The organism is Mesorhizobium sp. KR2-14 (assembly GCF_040049255.1).
GTDB lineage: Bacteria > Pseudomonadota > Alphaproteobacteria > Rhizobiales > Rhizobiaceae > Pseudaminobacter.
In genome coordinates this window covers 544,189-556,973 of sequence record NZ_JBDZDR010000003.1, presented here as the reverse complement: position 1 = coordinate 556,973, position 12,785 = coordinate 544,189, and the positions used below count along the sequence as shown (strand labels likewise).

Here is a 12,785-nt window from a genome sequence, read left to right as displayed (position 1 = left end):
GGCGGATCGAACGTCCACAACTTGGCGAGGCCTTCTGCGCTTGGCAGTTGCCTCCTCCTGGGAGAGGAAGCTGGCCTCTTACAGCTTGCGGGTTACCATCTCGACGCGGAAGCACTCGATGATGTCGCCTTGGCGGATGTCTTCGTAGTTCTGAAAGGCCATGCCGCATTCCTGGCCGACCGGCACTTCCGACACTTCGTCCTTGAAGCGCTTCAGGGTCTTCAGCGTGCCTTCGTGGATCACGATGTTGTCGCGGATCAGGCGCACGCCCGCACCACGCTCGACCTTGCCTTCGGTGACGCGGCAGCCGGCGACCTTGCCGACCTTGGTGATGTTGAACACCTCCAGGATCTCGGCATTGCCGATGAAGGTCTCGCGGCGCTCCGGCGAAAGCAGGCCCGACATCGCGTCCTTGATATCATCCACCAGGCTGTAGATGACGTTGTAGTAGCGGATGTCGATGCCGGCCTGTTCGGCCGCCTGGCGTGCCTGCGGATTGGCCCGAACATCGAAGCCGAGCACCACTGCACCCGAAGTCTCGGCAAGCGAGATGTCGGTTTCGGTAATGGCGCCGGCAGCGGCGTGGACGATGCGGGCGCGAACCTCATCGGTGCCCAGCTTGTCGAGGGCCGTAACGATGGCCTCGACCGAGCCCTGCACGTCAGCCTTGATGATGAGCGGGAATTCCTTCAGGCCGCTCGTCTGCAGCTGCATCATCATGTGCTCGAGCGAGCCACGCTGGCCGGCATGCCGTGCGGCCGCCTTGTCGCGCGCCTTGCGCTGGCGATATTCGGTGATCTCGCGCGCCTTGGCCTCGTTGTTGACCACGGCGAAGCGGTCGCCCGCCTGCGGCGTGCCCTGAAGGCCCAGGATTTCCACCGGCGTGGCCGGCAGCGCCTCCTTCAGATGCTCGCCCCGATCGGTGACGAGCGCACGGACGCGGCCCCACTCGTTGCCGGCCACGACGATGTCGCCGACCAGCAGCGTGCCGGTCTGGACCAGCGCGGTGGCAACCGGGCCTCGGCCCTTGTCGAGCTTGGCTTCGACGATGACGCCTTCGGCGGTGCGGTTCGGGTTGGCCTTGAGGTCGAGAACCTCGGCCTGCAGCAGGACCGCCTCGAGCAGCTTGTCGAGATTGATGCCCTTGGTGGCCGACACCTCGACTTCGAGCACGTCGCCGCCCATCGATTCCACGAACACCTCGTGCTGCAGAAGCTGCGTGCGCACCTTCTGAGGGTCGGCCGTCGGCTTGTCGATCTTGTTGATCGCAACGATGATCGGCACGCCGGCCGCCTTGGCATGATTGATGGACTCGATCGTCTGCGGCATCACGCTGTCGTCGGCCGCCACCACCAGAATGGCGATGTCGGTGGCCTGCGCACCGCGGGCACGCATGGCCGTGAAGGCGGCGTGGCCGGGCGTGTCGATGAAGGTGATCTTCTGACCGTTCTTCTCGACCTGGTAGGCGCCGATGTGCTGGGTAATGCCGCCGGCTTCACCGGTGACCACCCTGGAATTGCGGAGTGCGTCGAGCAGCGAGGTCTTGCCGTGGTCGACGTGGCCCATGATGGTCACGACCGGCGAACGCGGCAGCATGTCCTCCGGACGGTCCGGAATGTTGAACAGACCTTCCTCGATATCGGAATCGGCAACGCGGCGCACGGTGTGGCCGAATTCCGATGCCACCAGTTCGGCCGTATCGGCGTCGATCACGTCGCCCGGCTTCAGGATCTGGCCCTGCTTCATGAAGAACTTGACCACGTCGACCGCGCGTTCCGACATGCGGCTCGCAAGGTCCTGGACCGTAATCGTCTCAGGCAGAATGACTTCACGCACGATCTTCTCGCGAGGCTCCTGGTGCATCGCGCGCTTGAACTTCTCCTGGCGGCGGCGCATGGCCGACAGCGAGCGCGAACGCGCATCGTCATCCGACAGCGCAGTGTTCAGGGTAAGCTTGCCGCGACGGCGATCTTCCTCGCCCTTGGCCTTGACGGGACGCGCAACCTCGGGCGTAACCACGCGCCGGACCGGCGTAGCGCTGCGCGGCGAAGGCGCGCTCTTGCTCTTGGCCTCGACCGGCTCATCATCGACAACCTCGGCCTGCGGCGCGCGGCGGCGGGCCTCCTCCTCGGCGCGGCGGCGGGATTCGGCCTCGGCCTGCAGGCGGGCTTCTTCCTCGGCCTGGCGGCGGGCAGACTCCTCGCGCTCGCGGCGGCGGCGCTCTTCCTCTTCCTGGCGGCGCTTTGCCTCTTCCGCGGCGCGGACACGATCCTCAGCCTCGCGGGCAACGGCACCCTCGAGCGCGCGGCGACGCGCTTCCATCTCGCTGGACGAAAGCTCGTTCAGCACCATGCCGGACCTTTCGGCCATCGGCTTGGGCGCGGGCCGCGGCGTCTCAACCACGGGTGCGGCCTGCACCTGCGGCTTGGGCGCGGGCTTGGGTGTGAACACCGGCGCTGCCTCCGGCTTTTCGCCGGGCAGAGTGAACTTGCGCTTCTTGGTCTCGACGACGACCGACTTGGTGCGCCCGTGCGAGAAGTTCTGGCGCACAGTGCCCTGCTCGATGCCAGGGCGCTTCAGCGTCAATGTCTTCTTCGTGTTGACGCTCAAAGTGTTGTCGTCACCCGATTTAGTATCGCTCATTCCACATCCTCTGCGGCATCATCTTCTTCGGCAATCGCCGCAAACATTGCCCGCTCATCCGGGGATCCGCCCCGGTATCGGTCAAGCGCAACCATGCGCTTCTGCGCCGCTCGTCCCGCGTCCTCCGCAAGAACCGCAGCATGTATCACATTTGTGCCACCCAATGCCAAACTCAAATCGGTTTCCGAAAAAAGTTTATAGGCATAGATTTCGGGCCCGCCAGCATAGGCTGTCGCACGGCGTGCCTGGGTGATCTTGCGCAGGCCGTCTTCCGAAGCTTCTCGTGCATGGAGAACAAGAAGGGCGTGGCCGCTGCGGACCGCACTTTCGACCTTGGTGGCGCCAAGCGCTACAGCGCCAGCCTTGCGAGCCAGCCCCAAAGCGCCCAACGCGGACTTGGCGAGAAGCCTGTCGACCATTTCGCCGAGCTGCGGCGAAACGACGACGTCGCGCTTGAATGCTCGGGCGAAAAGGTTTTTCCCGGCCGCCTTGTCTATATGTAGGCGATCGGCGCTGACCCAGCAACCGCGCCCGGGGAGGTTTCTTTTCAGGTCCGGCACGACGGCACGATCCGGACCGACGACGAACCGGATCAGCTCATCCGGCTCGGCGGTCTTTCGCGTGACGATGCATGTGCGATCGTTCATCTGGTCCAAAGGCATATCCGGTTCGATGTGCGCTCACCTCACTCACCGGCGGCTTCGGCAGCGCCTTCTTCGGCAGCGGCCTCTTCCTCGGTGATCCAGCCAGCCTTCAGGCGGGCCGCAAGCACCATCTGCTCGGCATCGGCACGGGTGACGCCGAAGCTTGCCAGCACGCCGGGGTAGAACTTGGTCTCACCGTCCTTGCGCTCCTTCCAACCGACGAGATCGTCGACTGCATAGCCGGCGAAGTCCTCGACCGTCTTCACGCCATCCTCGCCCAGCGCCACCAGCATGGCGGTGGTTACGCCCGGCAGCTCGCGCAGATCGTCGGAAACGCCCAGCTCCGTGCGCTTGGCATCGTGCTCGGCCTCGATGCGGTCGAGATATTCCTTGGCGCGGGTCTGGATCTCGCTGGCGGTGTCCTCGTCGAAGCCGTCGATCGACGAAATCTCGTCGGCATCGACATAGGCAACTTCCTCGACGCTGGTGAAGCCTTCGGAGGCGAGCACCTGGCCGACCATCTCGTCGACGTTGAGCGCCTCCATGAACAGCGTCGAGCGCTCGACGAATTCCTTCTGGCGGCGTTCGGACTCTTCCTGCTCGGTCAGGATATCGATGTCCCAGCCGGTCAGCTGCGAAGCCAGGCGCACGTTCTGGCCGCGGCGGCCGATGGCCAGCGAAAGCTGATCGTCGGGAACCACAACCTCGATGCGCTCAGCCTCCTCGTCCAGCACAACCTTGGCGACTTCCGCCGGCTGCAGCGCGTTGACGATGAAGGAGGCTGCCGAAGGCGACCACGGGATGATGTCAATCTTCTCGCCCTGAAGCTCGGCCACCACGGCCTGCACGCGCGAGCCGCGCATGCCGACGCAGGCGCCCACGGGATCGATCGAGGAGTCGCGGGAAACGACGGCGATCTTGGCGCGGGAGCCCGGATCGCGAGCCACCGACTTGATCTCGATGATGCCGTCGTAGATTTCCGGCACTTCCATGGTGAACAGCTTCGCCATGAACTGCGGATGCGTGCGCGACAGGAAGATCTGCGGACCGCGCTGCTCGCGGCGAACGTCATAGACATAGGCGCGCACGCGGTCGCCATACTTGTAGTTCTCGCGGGGAATCAGCTCGTCGCGGCGGATGATCGCTTCGCCGCGGCCCAGGTCGACAATGACATTGCCGTATTCGACGCGCTTGACGGTGCCGTTGACGATCTCGCCGATGCGATCCTTGTATTCGTCATACTGGCGGTCGCGCTCGGCCTCGCGCACCTTCTGCACGATGACCTGCTTGGCAGACTGCGCTGCGATGCGGCCGAAATCCATCGGCGGCAACTGCTCGGCAATGAAGTCGCCGACCTGCGCATCGGGATTGCGCTCGCGCGCCTCGGCAAGCGAGATCTGGGTCGCGTAGTCCTCGACGTTCTCGACAACCTCCATCAGCCGCTGCAGCTTCATCTCGCCCGTCTGCGGGTTGATGTCGGCGCGGATGTTGGTTTCCTGACCATAGCGCGAACGCGCGGCCTTCTGGATCGCATCGGCCATCGCGGCGATCACGATCTGCTTGTCGATCGACTTTTCCCGCGCGACCGCATCGGCGATCTGCAGCAGCTCAAGCCTGTTCGCACTGACTACCATCTTGGTCTCCCTGAACGCTGCCGTCGAGCCGGCCGTTCAATCACTCTTCGGTTTCGGTTTCGTCTTCCGCGCCGTCCTCGTCGGGCTCGCCACGGCGTTTCTTGGCTTCCTTGCGCGCCTTGTTGTCCTTGCTCAGCGCATCGCGGATCAGGTCGTCGGTCAGGATCAGCCGGGCGTCGGAGACCGCCTCGAAAGGTATCCGCACCGACGGCTCCTCGCCATAGGCAGGCTGGTCCCGCTCGATGACGAAGCCATCCTCGTCGGACTCGCCGATGCGGCCACGAAAGCGCTTGCGATCGCCGACCAGGATGGAGGTCTCCAGCTTCACCAGATGGCCGGCCCAGGTCGTGAAATCGGCCTTGCGCACCAGCGGGCGATCGATGCCGGGCGAGGAAACCTCAAGATGATATGCCTTCTCGATCGGATCGTCGACATCAAGAACCGGAGAAACCGCGCGGCTTACTTCCTCGCAGTCCTCGACGGTCATGGTGCCGTCGTCGCGTTCGACCATGATCTGAAGCGTGAGGCCGTTCTGACCCGAGAGACGCACGCGCACGAGCCGGAAGCCCGTAGCGCGCAGCACGGGCGCAATGATGCCCGCCACGCGCGCCTCAACGCCGCTTTCGCGGATGATCCGGTCATCTCCGGCGATGCCTGTCTCTTCTGTCATTTCGCTTCCAGCCTCGGGCCGGTAACAAAAAAGAGCGGGACCGGGTGGACCCACTCTTTGCCATACCGACCAAGAATTTACCCTGATATAGCCGAGAGATCGACAATTTTCAAGTCCGCCGCACCGTATGCGGGCACGTAATCGTCGCTCGACCACAGAAATCGAACAAACAGCGGCCAGCCGGAGCCGCCCCGCTTACGCCCTGAGGAAGGTCAGATAGGCGGGCGTGCGGCCTTCGCGGACGGCCTTCGCCTCGTAACGGGTGCGTATCCAGCCCTCATAGGGGCGATGCCAGTCGCCGGCATCCGCGGCCTGCCATTCGAAGGCCGGATGCGCGCGGCAATGCAGCAGCGTCCAGTTGACATAGGTGTCGATGTCGGAGGCGAAGCGGAATTTCGCGCCGCTCTTCATGGCGCGGGCGAAGCGGTCGAGATTGGCCGCGCTGACAAAACGGCGCTTCCAGTGCCGCTTCTTCGGCCAAGGATCGGGATAGAGCAGATCGATGCCCATGAGCGCACCCTGTGGCAGCCAGTCCAGCAACCGGGTGGCGTCATCGTCATAGACGCGCAGGTTCGGCAGGGGATTTTCGCCCAGCGAGGTCATCAGCCGGGCCATGCCGTTGACGAAGGGCTCGACGCCGATGAAGCCGATGTCCGGATGCGTGGAAGCCATGTGGTAGATATGCTCGCCGCCGCCAAAGCCGATCTCGAGCCGCACGCCCTTTACCGGCGCTGAAAACAGCGCGCCAAGATCGGCGGGCGCCGGCTCGGACAGGTCGATCCGGTACTTGGCGAGGCCGGCCTCCAGCGCCGCAGCCTGGTGGGGACGGATGGTCTTGCCGTGCCGCCGACCGAAAAAGGCTTCGGTCGAGCGGCTGCGCCGGGGTTCAGCATTCATTGAAACAGTCCGGAATTGCGGCGGCCCGAAGCCTCAGGCCGCCAATGCGTGTTCGGCCGCCACAGCGTCCTTGATGGCCTTGACCAGGTCGGTCTTCTCCCAGGAGAAGGAACCGTCGCGGCCGGGCTTGCGGCCGAAATGGCCATAGGCGGTGGTCTTGGCGTAGATGGGCTTGTTGAGGTCGAGATGGCGCCGGATGCCCGAGGGCGACAGATCCATCACTTCGCGCAACGCCTTCTCCAGAACCGCCTCGTCGATCTTTCCGGTGCCGTGCAGGTCGACATAGATCGACAGCGGCTGCGCCACGCCGATGGCGTAGGAAAGCTGGATGGTGCAACGGTCGGCCAGCCTGGCCGCCACCACGTTCTTGGCGAGATAGCGCGCCGCATAGGCTGCCGAACGATCGACCTTGGTCGTGTCCTTGCCCGAGAAGGCGCCGCCGCCATGTGGCGCGGCACCGCCATAGGTGTCGACGATGATCTTGCGGCCGGTGAGGCCGGCATCGCCGTCGGGGCCGCCGATGACGAACTTGCCGGTCGGATTGATGTACCAGTTGCAGTTGTCGGCGATCTTCAGGTCGCCGAGCGCCTCGCGGATGTAGGGCTCCACGACCGAGCGGACCTTCTTGGAATCCCAGTCGGGATCGAGATGCTGCGTCGACAGGACGATCTGCGTGACCTCGGTCGGCACGCCGTCGACATAGCGCACGGTCACCTGGCTCTTGGAATCGGGACCCAGCTTGCCGACATCGCCCTTGCCTTCGTGGCGGGCTGCCGAGAGCAGCTCAAGGATCTTGTGGCTGTAATAGATCGGCGCCGGCATCAGGTCCGGCGTCTCGCGGCAGGCATAGCCGAACATGATGCCCTGGTCGCCAGCACCCTCGGCATTGGCATCGAGGGCCTTGTCGACGCCCTGCGCGATGTCGGCCGACTGCGCATGCAGCAGAACATCTATCTTCGCGGTCTTCCAGTGGAAGCCTTCCTGCTCGTAGCCGATGGCGCGGATGGCGCGGCGGGCGACTGAACGGAACTTCGACGGGTTGATCACCGGGTGACCCTTGGCGTCGAGCACCGGCTTGCCGTCCTTGCCAATCTTCAAGAGCGTCGGGGGCACCCGAACCTCACCGGCAATCACGACGCGGTTGGTCGTGGCCAACGTCTCGCAGGCCACGCGCACGTCCCACGGATTCATGCCGGCCTTCTTTGCTTCCCGATAGACCATGTCCACGATTTCGTCGGAGATGCGGTCGCACACCTTGTCGGGATGGCCTTCGGAAACGGATTCGCTTGTGAAGAAATAGTTGTGCCGCGTCACGGGTGTCCCCTCTAGAAAAACGGGCGGCCGGATGCCGCCTTGTGGCCACACACCGTTAGCGAAACCCTGCGTAGCCCGCAAGATTGCTTGTGGCGTGGATCAAGCCCTTTTGAGCATTGGCGCCCGGCCGATCCCGCCTTCCCGTCGCGCAGCACATCCACTTGCGTTGGCGATTACCCGGCAACCGCAAGCGACAACTTTCGTTTTATTGAGGTTTAGATGAAGAACGAAAGCTTCGTCGGGGCGCTATTCCCATCTTGCCCAGCCTTAGCACGATCCAAATTCACACAGCGATCGCCAAGCCACTGACAAGACGCGTCATTTTGAAGTGATAACACAAGGTGAGATCTGCAATTCGGATAGTGCTGCTTGGGTATAAAGTAGCAAGAAAGAAAAAACTGCTGAGGCCGAACGCTTTCAGTTTCTTTTCGTTTGACACTCGTTGTTATTTCGAAATAAATCGACTTGAGATCTCGTGATAAGCCAAAAAATTGTACGATGCGAATTCGACGGGAGGACTTACCTCGGTGCGGCCCGTGCCCGGCGGCTGACCGGGGCCTTCGGCGCGGCCGCACTGCTCGGCAGGACGAATGGGCGTCGACGCCCGAGGACGTGACGCAGGACCAAATGCGGGTTGCGTTTCAGCCCGGAACAGGCTTCGCTGCGGGAGGAGTTCTTGCGCCTGTCGCCGGACCACGAACCTCGGCGACCGGATAGCGCGGCAGAGAGGGGAGGACTTGATGCTTGAGCTCAGGCAGGTCTCGAAGGTGGTGGGCGCCGCGACCCACATCACCGACGTATCGCTGAAGCTCGAGCACGGCTCGCTCAACGTGCTGCTCGGCCCGACGCTCTCGGGCAAGACCAGCCTGATGCGCCTCATGGCGGGGCTCGATGCGCCGACTACTGGCTCGATATGGTTCGATGGCCGCGACGTTACCGGCCTGCCGGTGCAGAAGCGCAACGTCGCCATGGTCTACCAGCAGTTCATCAACTATCCGGCGATGACGGTCTACGAGAACATCGCCTCGCCGCTGCGCGTCGCTGGCGTCGACCGGTCCAAGGTCGATCGCCAGGTCAGGAAGACAGCGGAACTGCTCAAGCTCACGCCCTATCTCGAGCGCACGCCGCTGCAACTTTCCGGCGGACAGCAGCAGCGGACGGCGCTGGCCCGCGCCATCGTCAAGAATGCCAGCCTGGTTCTGCTCGACGAGCCGCTCGCCAATCTCGACTACAAGCTGCGCGAGGAACTGCGTGAGGAACTGCCGAAGATCTTCGCGGAGGCCGGCACCATCTTCGTCTATGCGACGACCGAGCCGCACGAGGCGCTGCTGCTCGGCGGCAACACGGCGACGCTTTCGGAAGGCCGGGTCACGCAGTTCGGGCCGACCCTCGAAGTGTTCCGAAAGCCTGTCGATCTGGTGACGGCCAGAACCTTCGCCGATCCGCCGCTGAACACGATCGAGCTGCGGAAAGCGGGCGCAACTTTCCTTCTCGATGGCGGCATGAAACTCCCTGTTCCGGCCGGTCTCGCCGATATCTCCGACACCGGCTACACGATCGGCTTCCAGCCCCATCATCTCTTTCTCGAGCGGCCGAACGCGGCCGCCGTTCCGTTGCGCGCCAAGGTGGCGATCACCGAGATCACTGGCTCGGAGAGCTTCGTGCACCTCAGCGTGGCCGACGCGCGCTGGGTCATGCTCGCTCACGGCATCCGCGACCTGCAGGCAGACGACGAGATCGAGGTGTTCGTCGATCCGCGCCATATCATGGTGTTCGACCCGAGCGGCCGTGCCATCGGCCAGCCGAAACCGATGGCTTGAGGGGAACGGTAATGGCGCGCATCGACGTCAACCATATCCGCCACTCCTACCTGCCGGACCCCGTCAGGGAGGCCGACTTCGCGCTGAAGGAGGTGCAGCAGACCTTCGAGGACGGCGGCGCCTACGCGCTGCTGGGGCCTTCCGGCTGCGGCAAGACCACGCTGCTCAACATCATCTCCGGGCTCGTCCATCCCTCGCATGGCCGCCTGCTGTTCAACGGCCGGGACGTGACCGAACTCTCGACCCAGGAGCGCAACATCGCGCAGGTGTTCCAGTTCCCGGTGATCTACGACACCATGACCGTCTACGACAATCTGGCCTTCCCGCTGCGCAACCGCGGCGTGCCGGCAGCGGATGTCGATCGCCGTGTGCGCGAGACGCTCGACATGATCGACCTCGCCGATTGGGCGCAGCGAAAAGCCAGGGGCCTGACCGCCGACCAGAAGCAGAAGATCTCGCTGGGACGCGGGCTGGTCCGTTCCGACGTCAACGCCATCCTGTTCGACGAGCCGCTGACCGTCATCGACCCGCACATGAAATGGGTGCTGCGCTCGCAGCTCAAGCAGTTGCACCGGCGCTTCGGCTACACCATGGTCTATGTCACCCACGACCAGACCGAGGCGCTGACTTTCGCCGAGCAGGTGGTGGTGATGTATGACGGCGGCATCGTGCAGATCGGCACGCCAGAAGAACTGTTTGAGCGACCGCGTCATACCTTCGTCGGCTATTTCATCGGCTCGCCCGGCATGAACGTCATGCCGGTGGAGATCGAGGGCCGGACCGCCCGGCTGGGCTCGCAGACGATCGACCTGCCAGGCGCGCCGGGCGTCATCGGCGGCGTGACCGAACTCGGTATCCGGCCCGAATATGTTCGGCTCGGCCGCCATGGCATGGCTGTCTCTATCAGCAAGGTCGACGATGTCGGCCGCCACAAGGTGGTCCGCGCCAGTCTGGAAGGCCGCGACATCGCGGCGATCATCGGCGAGGACGACGCCATTCCAGCCGAACCCAGGATCAACTTCGACCCGGCGGGCATCAACATCTATGCCGACTCCTGGCGCGTCGAGATGGGAGCGTGAGATGGAAAGGACCCAGAACAACAAGGCCTGGTTCCTGGTGCTGCCGGTGCTGGTGCTGGTGGCGTTCTCGGCCGTGATCCCGCTCATGACGGTGGTGAACTATTCGGTTCAGGACACCTTCGGCAACAACCAGTTTTTCTGGGCAGGCACCGAATGGTTCGAGGACCTGCTGGCCTCAGACCGGTTCTGGCAGGCGATGTTCCGGAACCTGCTCTTCTCCTTCATCATCCTCGTGATCGAAGTGCCGCTCGGCATCTTCATCGCGCTCAACATGCCGCGCAAGGGATGGGGCGTGCCGGTGTGCCTGGTGCTGATGGCGCTGCCGCTGCTGATCCCGTGGAACGTCGTGGGCACGATCTGGCAGGTGTTCGGCCGCAACGACATCGGCCTGCTGGGCTATACCGTCAACGCGCTCGGCATCAACTACAATTACGTCCAGAACCCGTTCGACGCCTGGGTCACGGTCATCGTCATGGACGTTTGGCACTGGACGAGCCTCATTGTGCTGCTCTGCTATGCCGGGCTGGTTGCCATTCCCGACGCCTTCTACCAGGCGGCCAAGATCGACGGCGCGTCGCGCTGGGCAGTGTTCCGCTACATCCAGTTTCCCAAGATGCAGCGCGTGCTGCTGATCGCGGTTCTGCTGCGCTTCATGGACAGCTTCATGATCTACACCGAGCCCTTCGTCGTCACCGGCGGCGGGCCCGGCAACTCGACGACCTTCCTGTCGATCGACCTCGTCAAGATGGCGCTGGGCCAGTTCGACCTCGGGCCGGCAGCCGCCATGTCGCTGGTCTACTTCCTCATCATCCTGCTTCTGTCATGGGTCTTCTACACCGTGATGACCAATTACGATGCGGAGCGCTGAGATGAACAGCGCGAACGAGAGGACAGGGCAAGGCACGATGAACGAGAGGGTCGCTGTCAGCCGCCTGGAGAGCGACCTGGCACAGGGCGCGGTCGCGCACCGCATGCGCCGCCGCGGGCAGGAAAGCCGCTGGTGGTGGATCGTTCCGGCGCTGTACATCATCTTCCTGTTGTTGCCGATCTACTGGCTCATCAACATGAGCTTCAAGACCAACAACGAGATCGTGTCCTCGCTCACGCTCTACCCGCATGAGCCGACGCTGCGGAACTATCGCATCATCTTCACCGATGCGGCCTGGTATTCCGGCTACATCAATTCGATCATCTATGTGGTCATGAACATGGTGATCTCGGTGGCGGTGGCGCTGCCGGCGGCCTACGCCTTCTCGCGCTACCGTTTCCTGGGCGACAAGCACCTCTTCTTCTGGCTGCTCACCAACCGCATGGCGCCGCCTGCCGTGTTCGCTCTGCCCTTCTTCCAGCTCTATTCCGCCTTCGGCCTGATCGACACGCATATCGCCGTGGCGCTTGCACACTGCCTGTTCAACGTGCCGCTGGCAGTGTGGATACTCGAAGGCTTCATGTCGGGCGTGCCGAAAGAGATCGACGAGACTGCCTATATCGACGGCTATTCCTTCCCCCGTTTCTTCGTGAAGATCTTCATGCCGCTGATCGCGAGCGGCATCGGCGTGGCCTGTTTCTTCTGCTTCATGTTCTCGTGGGTGGAGCTTCTGATCGCCCGCACGCTGACCACGACGAACGCCAAGCCCATCGCGGCGACCATGACACGCACCGTATCAGCCGCCGGCATGGACTGGGGACTGCTGGCCGCTGCCGGCGTACTGACCTTGATCCCGGGCGCGCTCGTGATCTGGTTCGTGCGCAACTACATCGCCAAGGGTTTTGCGCTGGGGAGGGTCTGACGCATGAACCTCGATTTCTCGTGGATGGCTTGGACCTGGCCGACGGCCGCCTTCTTCGCCGTCATAGCGCTGATGCTGGTGGGCATGGGCGCATGGGAATATGTCTCGCCCGGCGGCAATCCGCGCGTCGGCGTCCTGCGCTTCGAAACGACGCGCGGCGATCGCCTGTTCATCTCGCTGCTTGGCAGCGCCTTCATCCATCTCGCTTGGCTGGGTCTCGTTGGTCCCAACCTGTGGTGGGCTCTCGCTCTTTCCGTAGTCTATGCCGTGGGGGTGTTCCGCTACGTATAGAGG

Annotated in this window: 11 protein-coding genes; 5 read left to right on the top strand and 6 right to left on the bottom strand. The window is 63.6% G+C overall.

The features are described 5' to 3' along the window. Positions 1–78: 78 nt before the first annotated feature. The 6 genes from infB to metK all read right to left on the bottom strand — a co-directional run bounded on the left by infB (position 79) and on the right by metK (position 7,802). Positions 79–2,643 carry a translation initiation factor IF-2 gene (gene infB / locus ABLE86_RS11655; RefSeq protein ID WP_348779102.1) on the bottom strand — a complete coding sequence of 855 codons (2,565 nt, stop codon included), beginning with the start codon at positions 2,641–2,643 and terminating at the stop codon, positions 79–81. Next, positions 2,640–3,290, bottom strand: a complete 651-nt coding sequence (locus ABLE86_RS11650; protein WP_348779101.1) for an RNA-binding protein — start codon at positions 3,288–3,290, stop codon at positions 2,640–2,642. The genes infB and ABLE86_RS11650 overlap by 4 nt, the downstream gene beginning before the upstream one ends. A 38-nt stretch (positions 3,291–3,328) precedes the next feature. Then, positions 3,329–4,921, bottom strand: coding sequence for a transcription termination factor NusA (gene nusA / locus ABLE86_RS11645; RefSeq protein WP_348779100.1), 1,593 nt, complete (start codon positions 4,919–4,921; stop codon positions 3,329–3,331). A 40-nt stretch (positions 4,922–4,961) separates the two neighbouring features. Continuing rightward, entirely contained in the window at positions 4,962–5,591 is a 630-nt protein-coding gene (gene rimP, locus ABLE86_RS11640) for a ribosome maturation factor RimP (protein ID WP_348779099.1), read from the bottom strand. Between the two features lie 195 nt (positions 5,592–5,786). Then, positions 5,787–6,488 (bottom strand): tRNA (guanine(46)-N(7))-methyltransferase TrmB, encoded by a 702-nt coding sequence (locus ABLE86_RS11635; protein WP_348779098.1) that lies wholly within the window; start codon positions 6,486–6,488, stop codon positions 5,787–5,789. 33 nt (positions 6,489–6,521) lie between these two features. Next, the gene (gene metK, locus ABLE86_RS11630; protein ID WP_348779097.1) at positions 6,522–7,802 is read right to left on the bottom strand and encodes a methionine adenosyltransferase; all 1,281 of its coding nucleotides are present in this window, start codon (positions 7,800–7,802) and stop codon (positions 6,522–6,524) included. Between the two features lie 740 nt (positions 7,803–8,542). Here metK and ABLE86_RS11625 point away from each other — a divergent pair. Genes ABLE86_RS11625 through ABLE86_RS11605 form a run of 5 tightly spaced genes read left to right on the top strand, consistent with a single transcriptional unit; the run spans position 8,543 to position 12,782 of the window. Next, the gene (locus ABLE86_RS11625; protein WP_348779096.1) at positions 8,543–9,622 is read left to right on the top strand and encodes an ABC transporter ATP-binding protein; all 1,080 of its coding nucleotides are present in this window, start codon (positions 8,543–8,545) and stop codon (positions 9,620–9,622) included. 11 nt (positions 9,623–9,633) lie between these two features. Next, complete coding sequence (locus tag ABLE86_RS11620; RefSeq protein WP_348779095.1) at positions 9,634–10,701, top strand: ABC transporter ATP-binding protein; 1,068 nt, start codon at positions 9,634–9,636, stop codon at positions 10,699–10,701. A gap of 1 nt (position 10,702) precedes the next feature. Then, on the top strand, positions 10,703–11,569 hold the full coding sequence (locus tag ABLE86_RS11615; RefSeq protein ID WP_348779094.1) for a sugar ABC transporter permease: 867 nt from the start codon (positions 10,703–10,705) through the stop codon (positions 11,567–11,569). A gap of 1 nt (position 11,570) precedes the next feature. Beyond that, the gene (locus ABLE86_RS11610) at positions 11,571–12,491 is read left to right on the top strand and encodes a carbohydrate ABC transporter permease (protein WP_348779093.1); all 921 of its coding nucleotides are present in this window, start codon (positions 11,571–11,573) and stop codon (positions 12,489–12,491) included. A 3-nt stretch (positions 12,492–12,494) separates the two neighbouring features. Next, entirely contained in the window at positions 12,495–12,782 is a 288-nt protein-coding gene (locus tag ABLE86_RS11605) for a DUF2160 domain-containing protein (RefSeq protein WP_348779092.1), read from the top strand. Positions 12,783–12,785 lie beyond the last annotated feature (3 nt).